Genomic DNA, 26,236 nt, shown 5'->3' with positions numbered 1-26,236 from the left:
CGCAGGCTACGGGCCACGCGGACGTCCTGCGGGAGGTGATCTACGGCTCGACCGGCCGCTGACCGCCCCTGAAGTGCGCCTCTAAGCTGGTGCGTTCACCTTGAGCCAGTCGTCGACGGTGACGACGTCCGCCCACTGCGGGAACAGTCGCTCGACGAGGACCCGGTGCAGTTCCGGGTCGGTGTCCAGGCAGGCGTCGGAGAGGACGCTGAGGCCGAAGTCCAGGTCGTTCGCCTGGCACAGGGTGGACAGCACCACAGCGCTGGTGGCGATACCGGTGAGCACGAGGCTGTCGATGCCGCGTGCCCTCAGCACCACGTCGAGATCACTGCCCGAGAACGCGCTCGCCCGCCTCTTGGTGACCACCACGTCGCCCGGCCGGGGCGCGATGTCGGGGTGGATCTCGGTGCCGGGGGCGCCCTCGACGAAGAGGCCGTCGCGTGCGATGGCGGCGAGCGGCCTGTTGCGCGTGCCGACTTCGGGGAAACCGGAACGCAGGGCGATGACCACGTAGATCACCGGGATGTCCGCCGCCCGTGCCCCGTCGATCGCCCTGCGCAGGCGCGGCAGATATCCGGAGCCGTCGTCGGCGATGTCCACGATGGCCCGCTGGACGTCCATCACGAGAAGGGCGCTGTTCATGTCGTCTCCAGGAACGAGTCAGTTCGGCGTCGGAACGGGCCGGTTCTGATGTTCGGATCCTACGCGGCCTCTGTCGCGGTGATGGTGGGCCCGTCGCGCAGGCCGAGCCGGACGGCATCCGCGCAGCCACGGGCCGGGCGGGCTGCCGGTGGGCCGCTCAGCTTCGGGTTCCCTTGAGCATGTCGAGATAGACGGGGAGTTTGTCGACGGCCTTCTTCGATACGGGGGCGACGTGCCGGATTCCGCGGACGCCGTCCATCACCGTCAGCACGTAACGGCCGTCCTTGCAACGGAGTTGGGCGGTGTAGACCAAGGTACCGTCCTCGGCCTCCTCGACCTCCCCGGACTCCCCGGCCTCCTCGGCTCCCTCGTCCTGGGATTCCGCGGACATACGGTCGACTCCTTCGGCCATGTGCTCGTTCTCCTTGTTTTCGGGGCGGGTTCGGGGCGGGTTCGGGGCGGGTTCGGGGCGGGTTGGGTGCCGGCATGGCGTACGGAGGTGGGCGCATCACCTCAAGGCGGAGCGCCGCGCCTCCTCGAACGGGTGAAAACACCTGTTTGGCCTGGTCCGCGATACGGGCTACCACCTAGGCTGATCACGTAACGCTTCAGCATATACACGCTGAGTGATACCCGAGTCGTCCTCGGTGCAGTCCACGGGGGAGCGAGGGCTGGAGACGGACCTCTCGGTCTTGCAGATGCGCTCCGGATGAGAGGACCGAACCGCCATGGCCGTATTTCCTCCCTTTCTCGCTGGACTGCTGGTGATTCCCGTCGCGAAGCGAGTGGTCAAACCACTCGCGCGGGGCGTGATCAAAACGTCGATGAAACTCGCCATGGACGCGAAGAAGGCCGTCCACGAGGCGAGCGAGGAACTGCACGACCTCGCCGCCGAAGTGAGTGCCGAGGCGTTCATCGAGGAAGCCGCCGACACGACGGAAAAGGACGACCGGAAAACCGCCCCGAAGCAGCGCTCCACGACGGCAAAGGCCCATTGACGTACGGGCTGACGTACGGGCTGACGTACGTACGGGCACATGCGCTGGGCAAGGCTTCCTCATTCCGTCCGCCGTCCGTACCGCCGCGCGCTCACCGGGCCCCCGTACAGGGGCTGTACGGGATGAGCCGGGTGCGTACGGACAGTCGGCCCTCCCCACCGGTGGTTCTCTGAACATGCCCTTTCTCTCGGATCTCTCGGACGCGTCACGCATCGGTGCGCCCTCACGAGACCGTGCCCCAGCGGTGCTGCCACTGCGACCACGGTCCATCGTTCCCGGACGTCAACGCTGGGACGTGGCCCCCATCCTGCGCCGCCCCGCCCTCGCCCGGCTCGTGGAGACGACGCTCCGGGCCGTCCCGGGTGTCCACGAGGTGCGGGCCAATCCGGTCACCGGCCGGGTGCTGGTGCTGCACGACCGGGCACTCGGCCCCCGGCAGGCGGAACGGCTGCTGCGCCGCGCCCTGGCCGGTGTGCCCGGGAAAGCCGCCGCACAACCCGCCTCCTCCCCCGGCCCGGCGACGGCCGAGCTCACCGAGGCGAAGGTGTCGCGCCCCTCCGTAGCCCCGACGCGACGGCGGCTTCTCGGAGTCGCCGCGGCCGGACTGGCCCTGGGGTGCGGGACGTTCTGCGCCAAGCTGCTGCTGCGCCCCCTGGTCAGTCTCGGTGTCGTCGCCGTCGCGACGGCGATCGTCATCAGACGGGGGTGGCGACGGCCCGACGACGAGCCGCCCGCCCATGCGACCGGGAGACACCACCCACTGGCCCGCATCATCGCCCCGCACCGGCGGAAGTTCGGCGTGGCCGCGCTGCTCTCGGTGCTCGGTCAGGTCGCCGAGACGTCCCTGTTCATGCTGGTCTCCTTCGGCGTCATGACCCTGGGCCAAGGAGAGAACTCCGTCCTGGCGGCCCTGGGGCTGACGGCCACCGGGAGCCAGGTGCTCTTCCTGGCCGGCGCCGCCGCCCTGGCGTGTGTGGCGGTGGCCGGTCTGTCGTACGGCGCGCACGTCTCCTGGCGGCGCCTGGGGCAGACGGTCGAACACGACTGGCGCACCACCACGTACGCGCATGTGCAGCGCATTGCGCCGACGGACCTGGAGAGCGGGCGGACCAGCCGTACCTCCCAGGTACTAACCGAGGACATCACCCAGATCGGCACCTTCGTCGGGCACACCCTGCACGAGACGATCCAACTGGCCACGTGCTTCGCCGTGATGGTGCCGGCGTTCCTCGTGCTCGCCCCGCAGATCGCCTGGGTCGCCTTCGCGCCCGTACCGCTCGTCGCCTGGCTGTCCCTGCGCTACCACGAGCGGGCCGTCGCGGACCAGACGGCCTCCGGCGAGAACCGGGCCCGGCTGCACGCGCGGCTGGTCGACAACCTCCAGGCCGGTACGACCGTGAAGGCGTCGTGCGCCGAGGACCACGAGGAGGCCCGGATCACCGCGATGAGCGCGGAACACCGCGACACCAACCGCCGTACCGACCGCAGTTCGGTGCGGCAGGCCCAGCTCGTACGGCTGTGTGCGGTGGCCGCTGTGCCGGGGACGCTGTTCGCGGGCGGCCGGGCCGTCATGAAGGGCGAACTGGCGGCGGAGGCGTTCGGCCCGCTGCTCGACCTGCCCGTTTCGGCGCTGTGGCGGCTCAACCGGCTCGGCCCCGTCACCGAGCAGTACCAGCGGACCCTCTCCGCCTTCGACCGGGTGCAGCGCCTGCGCGCCCTGCCCGTCGAGCGGGACGGTAACGTCCCGCGACCGCGCGGCCACCGGGTCGGCGGCGCCATGGCGCTGAAGAAGGTGAGCTTCGCGTACCCGGGCCGCCCGGCGACGCTGTGCGACCTGTCGATGTCCATCGCACCGGGGCAGGTCACCGGAATCGTCGGCGCCACCGGCGCGGGCAAGACCACCGTCGCCAAGCTGCTCATGCGCTTCCGCGAGCCGGACGCGGGGCAGGTGTTGCTGGACGGCGTCGATGTCGCCGACCTGGCCCTGCACGACCTGCGCGGGGCGATCGGGTACGTCGCCCAGGAACCGTACATGTTCGACGGGACGATCGCCGACAACATCCGCTACGGCACGTTCGACGCCGACCACGCACGACTCGCGGCGGCGGCGCGTACGGCCGGGGCGGACACCTTCATCGAGACGCTGCCCGCCGGGTACGACACCGTCGTCGGGGAGCGCGGCGCCGCCCTCTCCGGTGGCCAGAAGCAGCGCATCGCCCTCGCCCGGACGATCCTCAAGAACCCGCCGATCGTCCTGCTGGACGAAGCCACCTCCGCGGTCGACAACGAGACCGAGGCCGCCATCCAGCAGGCCCTCAACACCTTCGCCGAGGACCGGACCCTGGTGGTCATCGCCCACCGGCTGTCCACCATCCGCAACGCCCATCACATCTACGTCCTCGCGCCGGGCGGCATCGTCGCGGAACAGGGGACGCACGTCGAGCTGGTGCGGCGCGGCGGGATCTACGCGGGCCTGTGGCAGCTCCAGGCAGGTGAGGAGCGGCCCGTACCGCCGTTGTCCCTCGCGCGGGAGGCGGGACGCTGAAGGAGGACGCCGGTCCCCGGCGCGCGGAGCGAGTGCCCGCGCGCCGGGGACCGGCTTCGTGTCAGCGGCTTTTGGCCATGGCCCCCTCTCCCCGGCTCCTCATCGCTGCGTACGCAGCGGGTCGACCGCGATGACGCGCAGTTCCGCCGTGTAGCGTTCACCGGCCGCGTCGGTCAGCCAGGTCTGGTCGTCGTCGGGCAGCGTCTCCGTCAGCTTGATCACCGCTTCGGCGTCCTGTTCGGCCGCCCGCCGTACCGCCGTGGCGAACAGGTTGACCAGGGCCAGACTCGTGAAGTCGACACACATCGGCTTGTCTTCCGCCGGCGAGGTGTAGAACAGCCGCTCCGGGAGTGACTGCGCGCCGCGCCAGGCCCGCGCGCCGAGGTAGCGCTCCGGCTCGTCCCGCAGCGCGGTCCAGGGCAGGTCGGCGACCGGGAAGGTCCAGGACTCCCGAGCCATGACGAGACGGTCGACGGTGACGCGCGGCCGGTGCCGGTCCGGCGGGAAGGGGGCGAAGCTGTTGACGCTGACCCCGGAGAGCGGCTCGGACAGCACCTCCAGCAGCGGCGACCGGAACGTGCCGGCGCCGTCGCGGACCACGAGCCGGCCCTCCTCGTCGGCGTGGACGGACAGGTCCGCCAGCGCCAGCACCGGGCCCGGCGGCTCCACGCAGGGGTGGCGCGTCGTCCAGTAGACGGTGTCCCGCGCCATCAGGGCCGACGGCGGTGTCAGCCGGGGCCCGATCGACAGCCACCAGTTGTCCCGGGGAGGGACCATGTAGACGCGCCGTCCGGCGTGGTCCGCGGCGTCCGCCTCCCTCAGGGTGTCGGGGTCCGGGTGCTGCTCCACCGCGGCGCGGTTCTCCAGCGTGTTGAAGGAGACGTGCAGTTCGCCGAGCACCACCTGGTAGTCGCCCGCGCCGACCGCCTCGGCCGAGGCGGCGGCGATCATCAGGTCGGGCGCGTGGTGGACCGCCGCGGACCAGGGGGGCGGCGTGGCCGGGAACTCCCGGCGTACGAGCGCGGCGATCCGGTCCGAGGAGAAGACCCGCCGGGCGGCCGGGGCCGTTCCGTCCGGTGGCTGCGCTTCCTCGTGCCGTTCCTGCGCCTCCGGGGCGTTCAGTACCCGCGCCCACCGCTCCTGGAACTCCTCGACCGCCGCCCGTACGGGAACGGGCGCGGTCCGCAACGAGAAGACGAGGTGGGGTGCGGCGATCTCCAGCAGCTCGGCCAGCGGCATGGCTCCCCGGCCGGTCCGGCCGGCCGACCACTGCCGGTGGATGTCGCGGAACAGCGCCTCGTATTCCCTGGCAATACGGCCGATGAGCCACCGGGCGGCGTCCAGCACCAGCCCGAGGGCGCCCGCCAGGTCGGTGCGCAGCCGCGCGCCGAGCTCCACCCGCACGTCCCGGACGGTGTCCTCGTAGACCAGGGTGCGGCTGGCGTAGGTCTGCCCGTGGAGGCGTACCGCGCCCTCGCCCGTGATGTCCTCGAAAACGTTGTTCAGCCGGTCCATGGCCGACGCCAGCGCGTCCGGGTCACCGCCCGCCTCGCCGACTTCCCGCCGGGCGTCCAGCAGCCGGTCCAGCACCGCCAGCGCCCGTTCCCGCGGTTCCGGGTCGCCGACGGCCGCCAGCCTGTGCCGCAGGGTCCGCTCCGGCCACGCCTCGATGGGTCCTTCCAGGTCGACGGCGGCCAGGCCGTGCTCCTCGAAGCGGGCCAACGCCTCGGCCAGGTCCGCCGCGCACGGGAACGGGCGCCCGGGTCCGGACAGTTCACCGGTCAGCTCCCGCACCGGCCGCCCCGCGTCACATGCCTTGAGCAGCATGGCCTCCGCCACCGTCACGGGAAGCGGCGGCCCGTGCGGACGGCGGACGAGGTCACCGTCGAGCACGACGGCCGGGTCGCGGCGCGGCACCAGCCACGGCTGTATCGCCGGGTCGGCCGCCAGGGCACGGGCGACCGCGTCGATCGTCCAGCTTTCGAAGTACACCGTCCGGCGGGCGAGCAGTCGCGGTCCGGGCTCCAGGCGCAGCGGCATGTCCTGGCCGTCGGTCCAGGCAGCCCAGCCGGTGGGCCCGAAGAAGCCGATGGTGTCGTTCTTCAGCGCGTAGCGTTGCAGATGGCCGACGATGGCTTTCTCGTGGTTCCGTCCGCGGTTGTTGCGTCGCTCTCCGGTTGCCGCCTTGTCCAGGCAGGTGGCCACCAGCGCCCGGTTCTGCCAGGTCACCGCCTCCCGGAAGCGGGCGTCGGCGGCGATGTGGCGGACCGCCGTACGCAGCCGCTCCACCGCTGCGTCGAACGCGGCCTGGAACTCCTGGGCGGATACGGTCCCGTCGTGCAGGGCGTCGGCGGCGACGGCCAGGCGGGGGTCGGTGAAGTCGCGGACGAGCCGGGCGGGGAAGCCCGCGCCGCGCAGCAGGACGTCCTGCCACAGCTGCCAGCCGGACGTGCCCAACGGGACGAGGTGGGGGGCGCCGTGGGGTGTGGCGTGCGGTGAGGCGTGCGGTGTTCCGTGGGATGGTTCGTGCGGTGATTCGTGCGGTGATTCGTGGGATGCGCTCGCCGTGGTCATGTCATTGCTCCGGAGGTACGGGGGCCGCTCAAGGGGCCGGTGCGCTCGGTGACGTCATCCGTGGCCTGTGGGGCCCGGCCGTCGCGCATCAGCTCCTCGACGTGCCGGCACAGCGCGGACAGGTCGGGCTGGCGCAGCAGCCGCGAGACCCGCACCCGCACACCGCAGTGCGACTCGACGGCGTGGATGAGTCTCATCGCGGTCAGGGAGGTGCCTCCGGCGGCCAGGAAGTTGTCGCCCGGCTTCAGGTCGCCGGTTCCCAGGAGGTGCTCGCAGGTACGCAGCACCAGAGCCGTGACGTCGGTCGGGGCGGTGGCCACCGGCGTGCGGTCCGTGCCGTCCGGCCGGGGCGGCGGGCCGGGAGACCGGAAGGTGGCTGCCAGCGCCCGGCGGTCCACCTTGCCGTTGGCCGTACAGGGGTACGTCTCGACGACGGTGACGTGCGCGGGCAGCGCCTGCTCGGGAAGCCACTCCCGGCTGCCGCGCAGCACCTCGGTCACGTCGATCCGCTCGCCGTCGCGTGCGCCCCGGAGGAAGGCGGCGAGCCGGGTCTCCGTGTGTCCGCCGCCGACGGGGACGACGACGGCCTGCCGTACGGCGCCCGCGCCGGCCCGTTCCAGCGCCGCCTCGACCTCCGCCGTCTCGATCCGCACCCCGCTGATCTTGACCTGCTGGTCCAGCCGTCCGACGTACTCCAGCACCCCGTCCCGCCGCATCCGCACCTGATCGCCGGTCCGGTAGACGCGCGTGTACCCGTCACCGAAGCCGGGCGGCGGGGCGGTGAACCGGCGGGCCGTCTCGGCCGGCCGGGCCAGGTAGCCCAGGCTCACCTGCGCTCCGGCGATGACCAGTTCGCCGATGCTGTCGCGCGCCAGCAGCTGCCCGTCCTCGCCGATGACGCCGATCCGTACGCCGCTCACGGGGCGCCCGATGGGCGGCGCGCCCTCGTCCCGGCCGTCGGCGGAGCCCTCCGCGGCCGCCGGTCCCGGCCGTTCGTCGAGCCGGTGGGTGAGGCAGAGGACCGTGGCCTCGGCGGGGCCGTACGCGTTGTGAACCGTGGCGGTGGGGTGCCGCGGGCGGGAGCGCAGCTTGTCGCCGCCCGCGAACAGGTGCCGCAGCGCGAGCCCGTCCGGCCACGGCAGCTCGAAGAGGAGTTCGGCGAGCGGGGTGGGCACGATGGTGTGGGTGACGGCCTGTTCGCGGAACCAGTCCACGAGCGCGCCGACCGACCGCGCCACCTCCTCCGGCGCGCTCGGCACGCACAGGGTGGCGCCGAAGGCCAGGGCCGGCCACATGTCGCCCAGGTGTGCGTCGAAGCCCGGCCGGATGAGCAGGGCGTGCCGGCACCCCGCTCCGGCGCCGTACGCCACGCCGTAGGCGCGCAGGAAGTTGCCCAGGGACGTGGCCGGGACGCCGACGGCCTTCGGGGTACCGGTCGAGCCGGAGGTGAGGACGGCGTAGAAGGACGCCTCGCACATGCTCCGGGTGGCCGAGGGGAGTTCGGGTCTGTCCTGGGGCGGGTGGAGGGTCAGGGCGGTGTGCGGCGCGAGCGGCAGCCGCAGGTCCCGGCCCGGCCCGTACGCCGTGCCGGGGGCGGCCTCTCCCCCGCCGGTGATCAGACAGCCGACGGGCAGTTCGCCCACGAGGGCGGCCACCCGCCCGGCCGGGGGCCGCGGGCCGAGCGGGAGGTAGACGGCGCCGAGCCGGGCCGCGGCCAGCGCGACGGCGACCAGTGCCGGGGAGTTCTCCAGGCAGACGGCCACGATGTCACCGGGGGCGACCGTGGGCGCCAGCCAGGCGGCGACCGCTTCGGCCGCCTCGTCCAGTTCACGGTAGGTCCAGATGCCGCTGCCGAAGTCCACGGCGGGCGCCTGGGGCGTTGCCTCCACCCAGCTCCGGTACCAGTGGTAGGGGGTGCTGCCGGGGGCCGGAGGTGGCGGCAGAGGGGGGCCCGAGGCGAGGCTGAGGAGGTTTTCGTCCTGACCGCCGGGGCGGGCCGTGTCAGCGGGAGGCTGATGATGTGCGTCCGGCGGAGGGGACTCGCTTGCCGGGCGGTGGTCGCCGGCCGGGAGGTGCTCGCTCATACGGCGCCCTCCGGCAGCAGACGCTCTTCCTCGCGCCGGGCGGGAATGCCGGGGGCGGGTCCCTGTGCCAGGCTGCCCAGCCCCAGCGCGTGGGCGATGATCACCTTCTGGATCTCGGTGGTGCCGCCGACGATGGGCATCATGCGGGCGTAGCGGTACAGGTACTCCAAGGGGTGCCCCTTCATCCAGCCGCGGCCGCCGAGCACCTGAAGCGAGTGGTCGACGGCCCGTTTCAGCAGCTCGGTGGCGGTGATCTTGGCCATCGCCGCGTCCTCGGACGTCAGCTCCTTGCGCTCGTCGGCCTGGTGGGTGCAGGCCAGGGTCAGCAGCTTCGACGCCGCCAGCTCCGTCCTGGTGCTGACCAGATGCTCCTGGACGTGCTGGAAGGTACCGATGGGCCGGCCGAACGCCACCCGCCGGCGGGCGTGCTCCAGCCCCAGATTCAGCGCGTACTCGGCCAGGCCGTTGCAGTCCGCGGCGGTCAGCACCCGGCCGCGCGGCAGGCTCAGCATGCCGTGCGCGACGGCCAGATGCGCCTGGTCCGGCCCTCCCAGCACGGCGTCCGCCGGCAGGGTGACGTCGTCGAGCAACAGCTCGTACAGCAGCTCGCCGGCCATGCCCTGGAAGGACTGTCGCACGCTCAGGCCGGGGGTATCGATGTCCACGATGAACACCGCCGTGCTGTTCGGGCCGCCGTGCTCGTCGGTGGCGGCGAAGACCAGGACGAAGTCCACCACCTCCAGATTGCTCAGGAAGATCTTGTGGCCGTTGAGGACCCAGTCGGTTCCGGACCGGCGGGCGCGGGTGGCGAGGTGGTAGGCGTCCGATCCGGCGAGGGGTTCGGTCAGGCCGAGGCTGCGCATCTTCTCGGCCCGTACCAGCGGCACGAGATAGCGCTGCTGCTGTTCGGGGGTGCCGTGGGCCAGGAGGGGCGTGGGGCCCTCCGGCCCGGGGAGGGCCAGCGGGGCGAGCGGGCAGCCACTGCTGCCCGCGAGGTGCCGCAGCACCGCCATCGCCGTCAGCGGCAGGCCGCGCCCGCCCACCGCTTCGGGGAACTCCGCACCGTAGAAGCCGAGTTCGGCGGAGCGGCGGCGTACGTGGCGCTTGACGTCCTGGGGGATGTGCTCGGGCGTGGACTCACCGAACTCCTCCCACAGCGGCTCCAGTTCGCCGGTGACGAAGCGCCGGAACGCCTCGATGGTGGGCTGGTGCCGCGTTTCGAACACGGCGGTGAGGGTGGCGTTCACGGTGTCCTTTCGTGTGCGGGCTCGTGTTCGTGCTGGTGCTGGTGCTTGTGCTTGTTGTGCGTGTACTTGTGCTCGTGGCTGCGCTCGTGTTCGTGCTTTGGGTGGGGGTGGCGGGCGGGCGTCAGGCCGGCTGCGGGTCCCGCTCCCGGGACCAGGCGTCCAGGGCTTCGGCCAGTGCTTCGAAGCCCGGGTTCTCGAAGACGATGCGCAGGGGTGGCCGGGCACCCAGGCGGTCCCCGAGCCAGCTCACGAGGTGGATCACGAGCAGGGAGTGGCCGCCGACACGGAAGAAGTGCGAGGAGCCGGTGAACGCGTCGTGCCCCAGCACCTCCCGCCAGCCCTCGGCGAGCACCTTCCGCACCCCGTGCCCGTACGCCGGTGACGAGCCGGTGCCGTCCTCGCCTTCGCCGCCCTCCCCGTCCTTGCGCGGCTCCGGAGCCGCTTGTCGGGCGAGGCGCTCCAGTTCGGCCCGGTCCGGCTTGCCGCCGGGCAGGCTGGGTACGGTCTCCAGCTGTACCCACAGGGCGGGCAGCAGCGGGCCCGGAAGGTGCTCGGCCAGCAGCTCGGACACCCGGTCCGGCGGCACGGAGCCGCCGCTGAAGAAGCCCACCAGACGCGGCGCCAGGGGGCCCGACGCGTCGTACACGACGGCGCACGGGACGTCCCCGGTCACCCGGCGGGCCGCGGCCTCGATCTCCTCCAGCTCGATGCGGTGCCCGCGCAGCTTGACCTGGTTGTCCAGGCGGCCGAGGAAGCACAGTTCGCCGTCGGGGCCGAGGTAGCCGCGGTCACCGGAGAAGTACGCGGGAAGGTCCTCCCCGCCCGGCCCCGGCAGGGTGGCGAAGCGGGCGGCCTGCGCTTCGGGCGCGTCGAGGTATCCGTCGGCGAGGGTGGGGCCGCACACCGCGATCTCCCCGACCATGCCGGGCGGCAGCGGGCGGCGTTGAGCGTCGACGACGTACACGGCGGTGCCGGGCAGCGGACGTCCCAACGGCACCTCGCCGTGCGGGCGGTTGCTGTCCGGGGCGCCGACCTCGTGCACGGTGGAGGTGACGGTGGCCTCGGTGATCCCGTACGCGTTCAGGACCGTACCGCCCAGCGCCTCGGCCGCCTCGCACGCCGCACCGGCGCGGAGCCGCTCGCCGCCGAGCACCAGCAGCCGCGGCCTCCACCGGCCCTGCCGGAAGCACTCGGTCAGCTCGCCCCGTACCGAAAGGAAGTAACTGGTGGGCAGGTTGAGCACGCTGACGCCGCGGGCGGCGGCGAGCGCGATCAGCTCCCCGGCGGACGGGAGGTCCTTGCGCGGCAGCACCACGGTGCCGCCCGCGTGGAGGGTGGGCAGGATCTCTTCCAGCGAGACGTCGAACCACGGCTGCGCGAAGGCCAGCGCCCGGTCCTCGGCGGTGAGTCCGAACCGCCGCGTGACCGCCGTCAGGTAGTGGGCGAGGGCGGTACGGCTGACGGCCACCGCCTTGGGGCGGCCGGTCGAGCCGGAGGTGTGGATCACGTACGCCGCTCCCGGCAGCCGACGCGCGTCCCCGTCGCATCCCGCGTCCCGGCCCGTCTGTACGCGCAACGGCTTCGGCGCTTGTTCCGGCGGCGACGGGACGAGGGCCGCCGGGCCCCGGGGCGTGGCGTACGGGAGCTGCCTGGGCACTTCGGTGTCCGCGTGGCTCAGCACCACCTGCGGACGCAGACGTCGCAGGGCTTCCGTACGGCGCTGCGTCGGGTCCTTCAGCGACAGCGGGCAGGCCACCGCCCCCATCCGCAGACACGCCAGCAGCGCCACGATCCAGTCGGCGCCCTTGGGCAGCACGCACGCCACCAGAGCGCCCTCGCCGACGCCGTGCGCCCGCAGTTCCTCGGTCAGGGCGACGATGCGCTGTTCGAGGGCGCCGTGGTCGAGCGTATGCAGTCCGGTGATCAGGGCGGGGCGGCGCGGGTCCCGGGCGGCGACCGTGCTGACCAGCTCCGTGAGGATCTGCTCGGGGTGTGCGGCAGGGGGATTCTGGATGGACTCGTCCTGGAGAGATTCGTCCTGGAGGGGCTTCTCCCCGGCGGAGTCACGCGGGGTGGCGTCGAGCAGGGCGAGCGGCGTCTCGGGCCGCTCCATGTAGTCCTGTACGAGTGCCTCGAACCGGGTGTGCAGCATGCTTACGGTGGCGTCGTCGAAGACGTCGGCGTCGTACTCCCACAGCAGGGTCATCCCGCCCTGGCCGGAGCGGGGCCCGACCGTTCGCCGGGCGTCCGGCAGCAGCACGACGTCGATGTCGAACCGGACGGTCCCGAAGTTCAGGCCCTCTTGTACCGTCACCTCCAGGCCGGGCACCTCGCCGTCCGGGAGTACCGCGTCGTGAGCGCTGAACATCGCACGGAACAGCGGGTTCCGCAGATCCGCCGCATATCTGCCCAGGGCCCTGGTGACCTCCTGGATGGGCGCGTCGGCGTGCGCCAGGCCGCGCACCACGTCCTCCGCGACGTCGTCGATCACCTCGCACGCCGGGCGCTCCGGTGCGGCCTCCAGCCGGACGGGGACGGTGTTGACGAACATGCCCACCGATTCCTCGAAGCCCTCCGGCCGGGTGTCCACGGCCGTGCCCAGCACCAGGCCCTGGTCGGGACTGTGCCGCCGCAGCAGCTCCCCGAAGAGCCCCAGCAGCGTCACGAACGGGGTGTGGCCCTGCTTCCGGCTGATCTCGCGCAGCCGGGTGGCCGTCGCCACGTCGAACGTACGGCGCAGCTGGGCGCCGCGCTCGCCGCGGGCCGGGCCGCGGGAGAGGCCGGGCAGCGACAGGCTGGTGTTGGCGCCGTCCAGGGCCGCCGCCCAGTGCTCGACGCTCCGGCGCCGCTGTTCGGCGGGCCGTCGGCATTCGGGCAGTTCCAGGAACTCTTCATACGGCCGGGTCGTCGGCAGTTCCGGGGAGTTGCCCGACAGGTTCGCCGTGTAATAGGCGAACAGGTCGCGCAGCGCTACCGCGAAGGAGCGTCCGTCGTGGATCAGGTGGTGTTCGGTGTGCAGAAGACAGTGGTGCTCGGGGCCGAGCGTCACCAGCGTCCAGCGGAGCAGTGGTGCTTCGTCGAGGCGGAAGGGCGTGGTGGCGTGCCGGTGCAGCACCTCTTCGTAGCGCTCGCCGCCGACTGGTTCACCGGTGAGGTCGACGGTCGCGTACCGGGGCTGACAGGTCGGGGCGGCGACCCTTTGCAGGGCGGGTGTGTGGTCGCCCGGCTCCAGAGCCAGGCGCAAACCGCTGTGACGGGCGAGCAGTTGAGCCAGCGCGGAGCGCAACGCGGCGGTGTCGAGCCGGCCTCGCAGGTCGATGACGGCGGTGAAGTGGTAGGCGTACCCGTTGGGGAACGCCTGCTCGTGGAACCAGATGATTTCCTGTGACGGGGAGAGCGGCAACGACACGGGGCGGGCTCCTTCGGGGACGGCGGAGGACTGTGGTGCGGGACTCTGGTGGGGATTGGAGGGGGCGGAGGGAGGAGGGAGGTGGAGGGGGGACAGCAGGGGGTTGGGGAAGGGGGTTGGGGAGCGGGGTTGAGGGGTGCGGCGGGGAGCGGCCGGGGATCACCACGTGACCGGAACGGTCGCCGGGGCGCGCAGGATCAAGCCGTCACGCCAGGTGAGCTGCTCCGCGGGGACGGCCAGGCGCAGGGCGGGCAGACGCGGAAGCAGCGCGGCCAGCGCGCAGTGGATCTGCAGGCGGGCCAGTGCGGAGCCGGGGCAGAAGTGCTCGCCGTGGCCGAACGCCAGGTGCTCGGCGTCCCGGCGCGTGGCCTCCAGCCGACCGGGATCCGGGAAGGTGCCGGGGTCGTGGTCGGCGGCGTGCAGAGCCACCACCACCAGCTCGCCGGCGGCGACCGTGACATCGCCGACCCGCACGCGCTCGGTGGCGATCCGGGCGACACCCCGGTTCTCGATCAGCACGTACCGCAGGAGTTCCTCCACCGCCGTGGGCAGCAGCCGCACGGGGTCCTGGGCCGTACGGCCGGCCTGCTCCGGATGCCGCAGCAGGGCGACGGCGGCCAGCCCGAGGAAACTGATGAGGGTTTTGTAGCCGACCACCAGCAACCCGGCCGTCGTGTCCAGGAGTTCGTCCTCGGAGAACGACCCGTGGTCGTCGCGGGCGGCGACCAGAGTGGCGAGCATGCCGTCGCCGGGGTCGCGCCGTACGCGGGCCACCTCCCCGGCCAGGTACTCCCGGAGCTCCGCCCAGCTCGCCGCGATCTCCGTGGGGTCGCGGCTGTTCATGCTGAACGCCACGTCGGACCAGTACGCCAGGCGCTCTTCGTCCGCGTACGAGGGCCGCCCGTCCCGGCCCGTCTCCAGCCCCAGCACCCGGCACATCACCGCCAGCGGGAACGGCGCCGCGTAATCGGCCACCAGGTCACCCGGGGCGCCCCGGCGCACCATGGCGTCCAGCAGCTGTTCCGCGAGGCCTTCGATCCATGGGCGGTGTATCGCGATCCGGCGCGGGCGGAGATGCTGCAGCACCGCCCTGGCCTCGCCGGTCCTGCGCAGCATCTCCATGCCGTTGAACGCGTTCGGCGGCACACTTGGAATCTGCTGACGCGGACCGGCGGGAGCCGCAATCGCGCTCCGGCTGAAGCGGGCGTCCCCGAGCACGGCGCGGCATTCCTCGTAGCCGGTGACCAGCCAAGCGGGATCTCCTGTGGGGGTGGTGATGCGGGCGACCGGCCGCGTCCGCAGCAGATGCTTGTATTCGGGCTCCAGTTCGAGCCCGCCTGAGGTGAAGGGATAGCCGACGACAGTCTCGGTACTGATGGCGTGCTCCGCATCGGGTTCGGGGGCGTACGTACGGAAGGCGCGTCGAAGCGTGACCGGCACAAGAGGCGCGCGTCGTACAGAGCTCCCGCTCACCGTGGAAGACCTGGTGTGGTGCGTGTCTTCGCGAGCCGCAAAGCGGACACTGCCCGGCGGAAGGGTCGAAAAACTCGCCTCCCCCCAAACCACCCGCCGGAATGAAGCGGAAACCCGCACGCTCCCTGCACCCACCCCCCCAAGCCCCGGCGCACGCCCCACCTCCCCCAACACCTACGCTCACGCCCGCCCATGCCCCCGCCCGGCCGCAGCCATACCGTTCGTCGCTGCGCGCGCCCGCCGAGGCGTCGATCCCTAAGAGCAGGCCCACAGGCTGGAGTTGCGTTCGCAATATCGAGACGCGGAGGGCTGATTTCGCTCAGGGCATCCTGCGGGCATGAACGCCGTACTCACGAGCCTCGTCGCCGTCTTCGCAACGCTGGCCGGGTCCACCCTCACCTTCGTCTTCCAGCGGCACATCACCCGGCAGACCGAACGATTCGCCCGATCCCAACAGCTCTGGCACGAACGGGTCGCCGCCTACAGCGCCTTCGCGGCCGCCCTCACCGACCTCCGCCGGAGCCAGAACGATCGCTGGCACGTGGAACAGGACGCCCCGGACAGCCCTGGTTTCATCAGCGCCCGCGAAGAGTCCTACCAGCGGCGCGCGGACGCCACAGCGGCGTTGTGCCGGGTCCGTCTCATCTGCGCCGATCCAGACCTGAGCCGGTCGGCCCAAGACGCTCTCGACGCCGCGACCACGGTTCACCTGGCGCAGGACGAACAAGACCGCGCGAGGCGGGGAGAGAAGGCCCGCCTGGCTCTGGATGAATTCCTCTCGACCGCCTCATCGCATGTTCACTGAACAGGCCAAGGGGATGCCGTGAAGCGACGTGAACATGGTGAGCGTTGGCAGCGCCGGCTCGGACTCACAAGATCGGAGCAGCCCTTGGGTGGTCCAAGATGCTCTGGTTCCAATAGAATTGCCGGAATCCCGAGAAGTAAGGAAGAATCGCCGTCCCGCCTGGCGAATCCGCTGGTCGCGGCCTGTGGTCCCCGCGCGGGCGGGGGTGGTTCCGCATGACCACTCTCGCTGAGCGCGCGGCGGCTGTGGTCCCCGCGCGGGCGGGGGTGGTTCCGAGAACGCCGACCTGCTGTACAAAGCGCTCGCGTGGTCCCCGCGCGGGCGGGGGTGGTTCCGTTGGTCAGGTCGGACAGCAGGCCACGGACGCGTGGTCCCCGCGCGGGCGGGGGTGGTTCCGGCCCGACCACTGGTGGATCGCCGGCACAGACGTGGTCCCCGCGCGGGCGGGGGTGGTTCCGTCGCGGTACCCCAGCGCCCGCCGGGGGCCGGGTGGTCCCCGCGCGGGCGGGGGTGGTTCCGCCGCACCGGACGCGCGGGCCATGACGAACCGGTGGTCCCCGCGCGGGCGGGGGTGGTCCCCGGGCGCAGCGCCCGGACGGCCGCTGGTACGCGTGGTCCCCGCGCGGGCGGGGCTGGTCCCGCGCTGCTCGCCGAGGTCAGCGGAGACCCCGAGTGGTCCCCGCGCGGGCGGGGGGGGTGGTCCCAACGCCGACACCGAGCGTGGGCGGATCGAGCGGTGGTCCCCGCGCGGGCGGGGGTGGTCCCGACCTCCGGCCCCTGCCGGACAGCCCGGAGCCGTGGTCCCAGCGCGGGCGGGGATGGTCCCAACGCACGGCAGGTGAAGGAGCGTTACGCCGCGTGGTGCGGGGGTGGTCCCAGGCCCTTGAGCGGGCCGCCGACCAGGTTGTCGTGGTCCCCGCGAGGCCGGGCGCCCACCCCGCGTAGGCGCCCGCCCCGCCCCTGCTTCAGAGTTCGAGCCGGAACGTGACCCGATCCAGCGCAGGTCCGTCATAGTCCGTGATCGGGGTGGACGGGGTGAAGCCGAGGGCTGTGTGGAAGGCGATGGAGCGGGTGTTTTGGGGGGAGGTGATGGCCTTGACCGTGGTGCGGCCGTGCGCGCGGGCCATGTCGAAGAATCGTTCGTACAGGAAGCGGCCCAGGCCGCTGCGCCGCCAGGCGGGGGCGACTCCGGTGAAGTGGATGTACGCCTCCTCCGGGAGGGACGGGGAGAGGAAGCCGATGACGAAGCCGGCCAGTTCGCCGTCGCGTTCGGCGATCAGGCTGGTGTCGTGGAAGTGGTTCACGAAGACCCGGGTCAGGTCGCGGGAGGCGGGCCGGCCCCACCAGTCGTCGACCACCGCGACGACCGTGTCGAAGTCCTGCGGCACCGCCGCGCGCGTCGTGAAGGGCTCCAGGGTGCGGACCTCCGGCGCGCCCAGCTTCCTGCGCAGGGCCACCCGGTCCTGGTCCGGCCCGTCGTAGTCGCCGTGCACCGGCAGGCCGTCCACCTCCCGGTCGCCCGGCTCCGGTTCGAAGCCCATGGCCTGGTGGAAGGCGAGGGATCCGGTGTTCTGCGGCGAGGTGATGGCGCGTACCTCGGTGCGGCCGGCCGCCGCCGCGCGCTCGAAGAAGGCGGTGTAGAGCCGGCGGGCCACTCCCTGTTTGCGCAGCCGGGGGTCCACGCCGACGAAGTGGATGTACGCCTCGTCCGCGTGGTCGGCGGAGTAGAAGCCCACCAGGAAGGCCCGGATTCCCGTCTCGTCCTCCAGTACGAGGCTGGTGTCCGCGAAATGCTGCAGGAACAGCCGGGGCAGCAGCAGCGACAGCTCCCGCGACTGTTCGGGGGTGCGCGAGTCACCCCACCACCGCTGTACGCACTCCACGAGCGTGGGGTGGTCGGCCGTACGGGCCCGGCGTACGTCGTGCATGTCCTGCCTCTCGTCGAAGGTGGTGTGATTGAAGTGGTGTTACTGAAGGTGGTGTGGCTGAAGGTGGTGTAGCTGGCGGTGGTGTCACTTCTGGGGTGGGGTGCTGCTGCCCTTGTTCCGGCCGCCGTCCGGGATCACCGGGAGCGTCACCTTCGAGGGGTGCGCCGCGTCGTGCAGCACCGTCTGCTGCGCGGTGCGCATGGCCGTGGATTCCCCCAGCCAGCTGCCGGTGTTGGGGTTCGGGTCGAACTGCGGGTAGTCGCTGGAGGAGATGTCGAGCCGGATGCGGTGGCCCTTCTTGAACAGGTTGCTGGTCGGCCACACCTTGATGGTGTACTCGTACACCTTGCCGGGGACGATCGGCTTCGGGTCGCTCAGCGACTCGCGGTAGCTGGCCCGTACGATGCCGCTGTTGAGGTTCACCGCGGTGTTGTCGGGGTGGACGTCGACCAGCTTGGCGGTCCAGTCGGTGTCCGGGGCCGAGGACTTGGCGTAGAGCTTGACCGTGATGGGGCCGGTGATTTCGGTGTCCTCGGCCAGCGGGGCACCGGTGTAGACGGCGACGTCGGGGCGCTGTTCGATCTGCTGCTGGTCGTAGGGGCCTTGGGTGCTGATGGCCGCCGTGCAGCAGGAGTGTCCGCCGACGCTGGGCACCGGGTTGCGGGGGTCGTAGGTGTAGTGGTCGGCGGGGGTGTTCTTCGCGGGCGGGCTGGTGGAGAGCGTGCCGTCCTGGGTGTTGCCGGCCGCGTGGCCGGTGCTGGAGAGGTGGTAGTCGGTCCAGCGGGTCTGCGGGAGCGGCCAGGAGGGGGCGGTGCGCCATTTGTCGGCGCCCATGACGAAGTAGTCCACGCCGTTCTTCCTGACGCCGTTGTCCTTGCCCTTGAGATGGTGGTCCCACCAGGCGAGCATCATCTCATTGACGGGACTGTTGCCCGGGGGGCCGATCTGCTGGAGCAGCGGGGCGGCCTTGCTGGTCGGGCGGCCCCAGCCGGTGTGGTCCCAGGGGCCGATGACCAGCCGCTGGTTCGCGCGGGCCGCGGGTGATCCGCCGCGCTGGACCATGCCCTGGTAGTTGCGGATCGAACCGTCCAGGAAGGCGTCGTACCAGCCGGCGTAGTCCAGGACCGGGATGTCGATCTTCTCGTAGTTCTCCTTCGGGGCCCACTTGCGCCAGTAGTCGTCGTACGTACGGTGCTTGATCCAGTCGAAGAAGTACGGGGCGACCTTCGGGTCGCCGGGGTGGAGGGGCCCGAAGCGGTTGTACGGGGCGCTGCCCAGCCACTGCTGGATGTCCAGGTAGTCCCGTTTGACCTGGCGGTAGGTGTCCTGGTCGCCACGGTTGGCCGCGGCGGAAGGGACGATCTTGCGCATGGACCACGGGGTGATGAAGTTCAGCCGGAAGGCGCCGCCTTCGTACGTCCAGCCGTCGTAGTAGTCGTCGGAGGTCTTGTCGGGCACGATCGTCTTCAGGTGCGGTGGGCGTTCCCGGGCGGCCAGCCACTGGGTGGCGCCCACGTAGGAGGAGCCGTACATCCCCACTTTGCCGTTGGAGCCGGGCAGCCGGGCCGCCCACTCCACGCTGTCGTACCCGTCCTCGGCCTCGTGGGCGAACTCGTAGAAGTCGCCGTCCGAGGCGTACTGGCCGCGGACGTCCTGCACCACGACGAGGTAGCAGTGCGAGGCGAACCACTGCGGGGACTGGTAGCTGGAGGGCTGTACCTCGGCGTCCTTCTTGTCGTACTGGGTGCGCATCAGGATGACCGGGACCTTCTTCCCGGTGCGCGGCCGGTAGACGTCCGCGCGCAGGACGGTGCCGTCCCGCATGCGTGCGCCGACATCGGTGGTCTTGCCGACCTCGCAGGGACCCTTGCCGGTGCTGGGCGGCCAGGCGCCGCTGTCCGCCGCCTCGGCGTGGGCGCTGGTGCCGGTCCCGTTGCTGGTGCCGGTGCCGGTGCCCGCCAGGGCCGGGGTCAGCGTCAGGGCGCAGGCTCCGGCGAGCGCTGCGGCGGACCAGACCGCCGTCCGTAAACGCCGGTTCACCGCAGTACCTCCCCGCCGTGGCCCGCGTGCAGGGTGTCCGGGCCGATGTCCGCGATCGTCGTGCAGCCGGACAGTCCCATCGTCAGGTCGAAGTCCGCGAGCAGACCGCGTACGACGTGTTCCACACCGGCGGCGCCGCCGAGGGCCAGCCCGTACACGTAGGGACGTCCCAGCAGTACGGCCCGCGCGCCGAGGGCCAGCGCCTTGAACACGTCGGCGCCGCCGCGGATGCCGGAGTCGAAGAGCACCTCCGTCTCGGTACCGACTTCCGCCACCACGTCGACCAGCGCGTCCAGGGCGGCCACCGCGCCGTCGACCTGGCGGCCGCCGTGGTTGGACACCAGGACGCCGTCCATCCCGGCCTGCACCGCCCGGCGTGCGTCCTGGGGGTGCACGATGCCCTTCAGTACGATCGGCCCGTCCCAGTGCTCCCGCAGGAAGCCCAGCTCGTCCCAGGTGTGCGCCTTGCCGCTGAAGATCGGCAGCCATCGCATGGCCGCGCCCTGCGGGTCCTCCTCCACCGGCCGGTCCAGCCGGGAGCGGAAGACCGGGTCGGACAGCGGGATCGCCACTCCCCCGCCGCGCAGGAACGGCAGGTAGGCCTGGTCGAGGTCGTGCGGCCGCCAGGCGAGCTGCCAGGTGTCCAGCGTGACGACCAGGGTCTTGTAGCCGGACGTGCGGGCCCGCTTGAGGATGCTGGCGGTCACCTCGTCGTCGTGCGGCCAGTACAGCTGGAACCAGCGCTGCCCGTCGGCCCCGTTGGCCTCCGCGACCTCCTCGATCGTGTGCGAGGCCGCGGTGCTCAGCACCATCGGCACGCCGGCCGACGCGGCGGCGCGGGCGGTGGCCAGCTCGCCCTCCGGGTGGACCAGGGACTGCACGCCGATCGGGGCGAGCACGACGGGAGCGGCCAGTTCGCTGCCGAGCACGGTGGTGCGCTGGTCGCGGGCGGTGGCGTCGCGCAGCATCCGCGGGACGATGCGGTGCCGGTCGAAGGCGGCACGGTTGGCGCGCGCGGTGGCGCCGGTACCGGCCGCGCCGGCTATGTACCAGTACGGTTTGGGTCCGAGGCGTTCACGGGCCACGTCCTCCAGGGCGGAGAAGTCGGTGGTGAACGGCGGGATCTCGTCCTGGAGACCGTTCATGTAGATCTGGAACTGGTAGTCCGCGAAGCCGCGTTCGGGCGCTGTCATCTGCTGGTGTGCTCCTTCGTCCGTTCTGCCGTCCGTTCTTCCGTCCGTTGTCTTGTCCGCCCTCCCGTCCGTTGTCTTGTCCGCTCTTCCGTCCCTTCTTCCTGTTCCGCTGCCGCTCCCGGGGGCGTCCTTCGGGCCAGCCCGAGGAGGAGCAGGGCCAGTTGGGCGCCGTCCGGGCCCAGCGCCTCCAGGTAGCCGCGCAGTACGGAGTTCTCCCAGGCCAGGTCGGTACGCGGGTGTCCGGCAGCGCGGCGCGCGTCCTGCAGGCGGCGGTCCTCGTCGGTGCGCAGGCGGATGAGCCGGGCGATGTCGCGGTCCAGTTCATGGATGCGGGACCGGTGGCGGGCCGTGCCGTTCACGTCGTTCACGCCGCCGTTCACCGCCCCGGTCCCCTCGTTCACGGCCGGTCCGGCTGCCGCAGGAGACGGTGGTACGTGGCCGCCACCCGTTCCACGAACGCGGCGGGCACCTGGCCCGGCTGGTGTCCGAGGATCACCTCGGCGCCGCCCGCGCCGTCCGGCCACACCTCCGCCTCCAGCTCGTGCACCGCCCGCAGGTGCGGCTCCGGGACGGTCCCGGTCCGGCAGCCGTCCAGGTCCAAGCGCCGCGGCGGGCCTTCCTGGAGCGCGAACATCGTCTGGAAGAGCGGATGCCGGGACCGGTCCCGCGCCGGGTCGGCGGCCAGCCGTACCACCTCCTCGAACGGCACGTCCTGCGCGGCCAGACCGGCGCGGACGCCTTCCAGGAGGCGGGGCAGTGCGTCCGTTGTGCCGTCCCCGGACGGACGCAACCGGAAGCAGACGACATCGATCAGGCAGCCGACCGCGTCGGCGGTGTCCGGGTGGTAGCGCTTGGCGACGGGAGCGCCCACCGCGAGGTCGCGCTGCCCGGTGACGGCGCCGAGGGCTTCGGCGTATGTGGCCAGCAGCACGGCGAAGCGGGTGCTGCCGTGGCGCCGGGCCCGCTCTCCCAGGGCGGCGTACTCGGCGGCGGAAAGGCGGAAACGGAAGCGGGCCGGGGAAGGTGAGGGAGCGGCCGGGGGCGTCTCAGGGCGCGGCAGGGTCAGCGGGGGCACGCCGGTCAGTTCGGTGCGCCAGTACGTGCGCTGTTCCTCGCCCGCGTCCTCGTTCACCTGCGCGCGGTGGCCCGCCAGGACGGCCGCCAGCGGGGCGGGGCGCGTGGTCCGGGGTGCCTCGCCGCGGAGCCGGGCCGTGTAGGCGGCTGACAGGTCCTCGGTCAGCGGCCGTTCGGAGCCGCCGTCGAAGGCGATGTGGTGCACCACGATGCCCAGCACCCAGCAGGCGCCGGCTCCCGTATCGGTACCGGTACCGGCCGTGCCTCCGCTTCCCGTTCCCCACCCCGCCATGACGCACCGCCAGTTGCCCCCTGCCCCGATGTCCAGCGGCTGGAGGAGCGCGGCGTGTACGGCAGCGAGTGCGGCCGTCTCGTCCTCGGCCGGGTCCAGGATGTGTACGTCCACGGGCGCGGCCGGTCCGTCCAGGACCGCCACCGGGCGGCGGTCGAAGACGTAGCGGGCGTGCAGCGACTGGTGCCGCCGGTGTACGTCGTCCGCTGCGGCCCGGAAGACCTCCGGGTCGAAGTCGCCGGTCACCCGCCACAGCAGCACGCAGTGGGCGGAGGTACCGGCGGGGTCGAGCTGCTGCTCGTACAGGAAGCCGGTCTGGACCGGGAGCAGCGGCAGCGGTCCCGTGGGCGCGGAGCCCGCGGGCCTCCCGGGCGCCCCGGGCTCCCCCGTTCCCCCGGCCCCCGGCGGCTGTACCGGCTCCGTGCGCCGCTTCTCGATCCACTGCGCCAGGTCGCGTACGGTCGGGCCTGCGATCAGTACGGAGGCCGGTACGGGGATGCCGGTACGCCCGCCGATGCGGACGCACAGCCGGGCGCCGTCCAGCGAGGTGCCGCCCAGCTCGAAGAACGAGACGTCGGCGGGAACGTCGTGCGGGTCCGTACGCAGGATCTCCGCGAAGGCCGCGGTCACGTGGCCTTCCGCCGAGCCGTCCCCGGGGCCGGGAAGCGGGTGCGAGCGCGGCGTGCGGGCCCCGGGCCGGGCCGCTCGCGTACGCGCCTCGATCCGGTCCAGCAGCGCGACGGTGTCCAGCTTCCCGTTGTCGGTCAGCGGGAAGCCGTCCACGGCGGCCAGCACCCGCGGCACCAGGTACTCCGGCAGCCGTTCGGCCAGCGCGCGGCGAATCGTCTCCTCGCGCACCGGCTCCGCGCCGTCCCGCACCGTGTACGCGGCGGCCAGCCCCACACAGCTCCCCTCCGCCATCATCGGGACGACGGCGCACCGCAGCACTCCGGGCACCCGGGCCACCCCGGCCTCCACCTCGCCCGGCTCGATGCGGTGTCCGCTCACCTTGACCTGGCGGTCGCCGCGGCCCGCGTAGTGCAGCGTGCCGTCGGCGGTGCGGAAACCCAGGTCGCCGGTGCGGTAGACGCGGCGTACGGTGCCGTCGTCCATCGGGATGCCGATGAAGCTGCGCTCGGTCTGCTCCGGGTCCGCGAGATAGCCGCGGGCCAGTCCGGCGCCCGCGACGCAGATCTCGCCGGTGCTGCCCGGCGGGACCGGCCGCAGGTCCTCGTCCAGGACGAACACTTCGGTACGTCCGACCGGGCGGCCCACCGGTATGGGTGCGACGGGCGCCCCGGAGGCCCCGTCATCCGCGACATCGGCGGCCGTGATCCGGTGGGTGGTGGTGAAGACCGTGGTCTCGGCCGGGCCGTAACCGTTCACCAGGGTGATGTGCGGATGCGCCCGTACGAAGCGGCGGACGTGGGCGGGCGAGAGCCGTTCGCCGCCCACCATGAGCTGCCGCAGCCCGTGGAAGCAGTCCGGGTCCTCCTCCACGAACAGGTTGAACAGCGAGGCGGTGAGCCACAGCGTGTTCACGCCCGCCCGGCGTACGAGGTCGCGCAGCCCGTCCACCGTCAGGTAGGGCTCGTCCACCAGCACGGCGGTGCCCCCGTTCAGCAGCGCTCCCCACAGTTCCAGGGACGCGGCGTCCCAGGGCAGTGGGGCGGCCTGCGGCCACACCGTGTCCGGGCCGAGGTCGGCGAAGCGGGCCGGCGGCTCCGTGGGGGTGAACAGCCGTACCGTTCCGGCGTGCGGGGAGAGCACGCCCTTGGGGCGGCCGGTGCTGCCGGAGGTGAAGAAGACACAGCAGAGGTCCGTCTCCCGTACGGGAACGGGTACAGGAACAGGTACGGGTACGGGCGCCGGAGGCGGGGTGCTGCCGGTGGCGGCCTCCTCGACGTCCGTGCCGGGTACCCACACCGGAGGCCCGCCCGGGTCCCCTGGCGCGTGTCCGGGGGCCGCGGCGATCAGCGGGGCGTCCGCCCGCCGCGTCAGTTCCGCGATCCGGGGCGCGGGCCAGCGGGGGTCCATGGCCGCGTAGGCGGCGCCCAGTTTGAGGATCGCCAGGACGGTCGCCACGTACCGCGGGGAGCGCGGCATCAGGACCGGCACGATGTCCCCGGCGCGTACGCCTGCCGCGGCGAGTTCGGCCGCGTAGGCGTCCGAGGCGCGGTCCAGCGTCCGGTAGCTCACGGCCCGCTCCCGGTGGAGCAGCGCGGTGGCGTCCGGGCGCTCCGCCGCCCGCCGCCGGAAGATCTCGTGCACCACCGTCATCGTCCACCTCCGGACGTCAGCCGCTGCGGGCCGTCGTCGTCCATGTACGGATCACTGATGTGCCCGGCATCCGCGGTCCCGCCTCCGTCCCCGTCCCCGTACGGAACACCCGTCTGCCGCACGTCCAGATCCTCCGGCGCCACCTTCGGTGCGCCCGCCGCCCGGCCGCGAGGCCGGCCGAGCCGCAGCGCCGCGCCGACGCACGCCACGCAGCCCGTTCCCAGGACCACGGCCAGCAGCCAGGGCCGTCCCCCGGTGAGCAGCCAGCCGCCCAGCAGCGGCCCGACGACCAGGCCCGCCGACATGGCCGCGGAGTAGGCGCCGTTGTACCGGCCGCGCACCCGGTCGTCGGCCAGGGTGTTGACCAGAGTGGGCAGCGCCACGGCCAGCAGCGCCTCCCCCACGGCGAACACCGCCAGCGCGGCGATCACCAGGGGGGCCTGGACCGCCGTACCGCTGCTCACGGTGGCCAGCAGGAGCAGCAGCCAGCTGACCGCCCAGCTCCCGGCGGTGCCCGCGAGCAGGACGGCGGGCCGGGACCGCGAGATCCGGGTCACCGCGGCGAACTGGATGAGCACGATGCAGCAGGTGTTGGCGACGAAGCCCCACGCCATGATCCGCGCGTCCATGCCGCGCACCGCGACCAGCCCGGGAATGCTGGACTCCAGTTGCCCGTACCCCACCACCATCAGGGCGACGGTGAAGGCGAGCACCTTGAGCAGCGTGCGGTCCCGGAGGACGACGGCGTAGCCGCGCGGCCCGGCGGCGGGCTCCGCGACGTCCTCGGGCGGCCGGGCTTCCGTCCGCCGTCCCACCGCGAGGAAGAGGACGGCACCGGCCGCCAGGAACGACAGGCCGTCGCAGACGTACAGCAGTTGGAAGCGGGCGGGGTCGGCCGTCGTGGCGAAGATCCCGCCGAGCAGGCCGCCGAGCCCGACGCCCGCGTTGAGCCCGACGAACTGGAGCCCGAACGCCGTGGAGCGGGCTTCTCCGGTCACGCTCCGGGCGATGGCGGTGTTCCACACGGAGACCATCGCGCCGTACGCCAGTCCGTAGGCCGACCCGGCGAGCACCGCGCCTCCCACCCCGGTGACCAGGGCGAAGGAGGCCGTGCCGAGGGCCGCGACGGCCATCGCGGCGGCGGCCGTGCCGCGCAGTGAGCGGCCGTCGGCCAGCCGTCCGGCCAGTGGGCCGCCCAGCAGCGACGCCACCGCGATCACCGAGATGACGGCGGTGGCCGTGCCGACCGGCAGGCCGCGTACCCGGGTCAGGTAGAGGACCAGGAAGGGCTGCACCAGTCCGGTGCCCACGGAACTGACCAGGTTGGCGCCCATCACCGCCCGGGTGCGCGGCGGAAGGTGCCGCAGGGCGGCCACTGACTCGATCTTCACGGCCGGGCGGTCTCCTCGTGCCCGGCTCCGGCGGCCGTCACCGCGGCGCCGACGGCCCGCAGTGAGGCGTCCGCCAGCAGCGCGCTCAGCGCCACCGGCGCCCCGAACTCCTCGCGCAGCTTCTGGACCAGGGCCATGGCCTGGAGGGACGTACCGCCCAGGACGAAGAAGTCGTCCTCCGGACCGAGGGGTGCCCCGGGGTCCAGGTCCAGGATCTCCCGCCAGATTCCGGCGGTCCTCTCCTCTACCGTCGGCATGTGC

At 72.5% G+C, this 26,236-nt stretch carries 17 protein-coding genes; 3 read left to right on the top strand and 14 right to left on the bottom strand.

All coding sequences use genetic code 11. From position 1 onward, the window contains the following. Positions 1-81: 81 nt before the first annotated feature. Complete coding sequence (locus A6A06_RS19120) at positions 82-642, bottom strand: cysteine hydrolase family protein (RefSeq protein ID WP_073762513.1); 561 nt, start codon at positions 640-642, stop codon at positions 82-84. Positions 643-799: 157 nt separating this feature from the next. After that, on the bottom strand, positions 800-1,033 hold the full coding sequence (locus A6A06_RS41815) for a hypothetical protein (protein ID WP_199930994.1): 234 nt from the start codon (positions 1,031-1,033) through the stop codon (positions 800-802). Positions 1,034-1,370: 337 nt separating this feature from the next. Between A6A06_RS41815 and A6A06_RS19110 the strand changes: the two genes are divergently transcribed. Both A6A06_RS19110 and A6A06_RS19105 read left to right on the top strand, forming a co-directional pair. Then, positions 1,371-1,640 carry a DUF5132 domain-containing protein gene (locus A6A06_RS19110; protein WP_073762511.1) on the top strand — a complete coding sequence of 90 codons (270 nt, stop codon included), beginning with the start codon at positions 1,371-1,373 and terminating at the stop codon, positions 1,638-1,640. 295 nt (positions 1,641-1,935) lie between these two features. Then, positions 1,936-4,185 carry an ABC transporter ATP-binding protein gene (locus tag A6A06_RS19105; protein ID WP_242440824.1) on the top strand — a complete coding sequence of 750 codons (2,250 nt, stop codon included), beginning with the start codon at positions 1,936-1,938 and terminating at the stop codon, positions 4,183-4,185. Positions 4,186-4,284: 99 nt separating this feature from the next. On the opposite strand, the gene A6A06_RS19100 is transcribed toward A6A06_RS19105, so the two are convergent. The 5 genes from A6A06_RS19100 to A6A06_RS19080 all read right to left on the bottom strand — a co-directional run bounded on the left by A6A06_RS19100 (position 4,285) and on the right by A6A06_RS19080 (position 14,939). Continuing rightward, positions 4,285-6,759 carry a lantibiotic dehydratase gene (locus A6A06_RS19100; RefSeq protein WP_079194139.1) on the bottom strand — a complete coding sequence of 825 codons (2,475 nt, stop codon included), beginning with the start codon at positions 6,757-6,759 and terminating at the stop codon, positions 4,285-4,287. Continuing rightward, entirely contained in the window at positions 6,756-8,648 is a 1,893-nt protein-coding gene (locus tag A6A06_RS19095) for a non-ribosomal peptide synthetase (RefSeq protein ID WP_073762508.1), read from the bottom strand. Before A6A06_RS19095 ends, A6A06_RS19100 begins: the two co-directional genes overlap by 4 nt. 191 nt (positions 8,649-8,839) lie before the next feature. Further along, positions 8,840-10,090 carry an acyl-CoA dehydrogenase family protein gene (locus A6A06_RS19090; RefSeq protein WP_073762507.1) on the bottom strand — a complete coding sequence of 417 codons (1,251 nt, stop codon included), beginning with the start codon at positions 10,088-10,090 and terminating at the stop codon, positions 8,840-8,842. A 121-nt stretch (positions 10,091-10,211) separates the two neighbouring features. Next, positions 10,212-13,499 (bottom strand): non-ribosomal peptide synthetase, encoded by a 3,288-nt coding sequence (locus A6A06_RS19085; RefSeq protein WP_242440823.1) that lies wholly within the window; start codon positions 13,497-13,499, stop codon positions 10,212-10,214. 159 nt (positions 13,500-13,658) lie between these two features. Then, positions 13,659-14,939: a cytochrome P450 gene (locus A6A06_RS19080; protein ID WP_079194137.1), complete on the bottom strand. Its 1,281-nt coding sequence runs from the start codon at positions 14,937-14,939 to the stop codon at positions 13,659-13,661. A gap of 370 nt (positions 14,940-15,309) precedes the next feature. On the opposite strand from A6A06_RS19080, the gene A6A06_RS19075 reads away from it, so the two are divergent. Continuing rightward, on the top strand, positions 15,310-15,777 hold the full coding sequence (locus A6A06_RS19075) for a hypothetical protein (protein ID WP_073762506.1): 468 nt from the start codon (positions 15,310-15,312) through the stop codon (positions 15,775-15,777). Between the two features lie 965 nt (positions 15,778-16,742). Here A6A06_RS19075 and A6A06_RS19070 read toward each other — a convergent pair. The 7 genes from A6A06_RS19070 to A6A06_RS19040 form a co-directional block, all read right to left on the bottom strand. Further along, positions 16,743-17,705: a GNAT family N-acetyltransferase gene (locus tag A6A06_RS19070; RefSeq protein WP_073762505.1), complete on the bottom strand. Its 963-nt coding sequence runs from the start codon at positions 17,703-17,705 to the stop codon at positions 16,743-16,745. Positions 17,706-17,789: 84 nt separating this feature from the next. Continuing rightward, positions 17,790-19,745, bottom strand: a complete 1,956-nt coding sequence (locus A6A06_RS19065) for a CocE/NonD family hydrolase (protein WP_073762504.1) — start codon at positions 19,743-19,745, stop codon at positions 17,790-17,792. Beyond that, positions 19,742-20,938 carry a lactate 2-monooxygenase gene (locus A6A06_RS19060; protein ID WP_073762503.1) on the bottom strand — a complete coding sequence of 399 codons (1,197 nt, stop codon included), beginning with the start codon at positions 20,936-20,938 and terminating at the stop codon, positions 19,742-19,744. Before A6A06_RS19060 ends, A6A06_RS19065 begins: the two co-directional genes overlap by 4 nt. Beyond that, positions 20,935-21,339, bottom strand: coding sequence for a hypothetical protein (locus A6A06_RS19055; RefSeq protein ID WP_242440822.1), 405 nt, complete (start codon positions 21,337-21,339; stop codon positions 20,935-20,937). Before A6A06_RS19055 ends, A6A06_RS19060 begins: the two co-directional genes overlap by 4 nt. Beyond that, entirely contained in the window at positions 21,336-24,584 is a 3,249-nt protein-coding gene (locus tag A6A06_RS19050; RefSeq protein WP_073762502.1) for a non-ribosomal peptide synthetase, read from the bottom strand. The genes A6A06_RS19055 and A6A06_RS19050 overlap by 4 nt, the downstream gene beginning before the upstream one ends. Further along, positions 24,581-25,975: an MFS transporter gene (locus tag A6A06_RS19045; RefSeq protein WP_073762501.1), complete on the bottom strand. Its 1,395-nt coding sequence runs from the start codon at positions 25,973-25,975 to the stop codon at positions 24,581-24,583. Before A6A06_RS19045 ends, A6A06_RS19050 begins: the two co-directional genes overlap by 4 nt. Then, complete coding sequence (locus tag A6A06_RS19040) at positions 25,972-26,232, bottom strand: acyl carrier protein (RefSeq protein WP_073762500.1); 261 nt, start codon at positions 26,230-26,232, stop codon at positions 25,972-25,974. The genes A6A06_RS19045 and A6A06_RS19040 overlap by 4 nt, the downstream gene beginning before the upstream one ends. Between the last annotated feature and the right edge of the window lie 4 nt (positions 26,233-26,236).

The organism is Streptomyces sp. CB02923, from assembly GCF_001905005.1.
Classification (GTDB): Bacteria; Actinomycetota; Actinomycetes; order Streptomycetales; family Streptomycetaceae; genus Streptomyces.
Note: the sequence above shows the minus strand (reverse complement) of the source record. Positions and strands in the feature narration are given on the sequence as shown.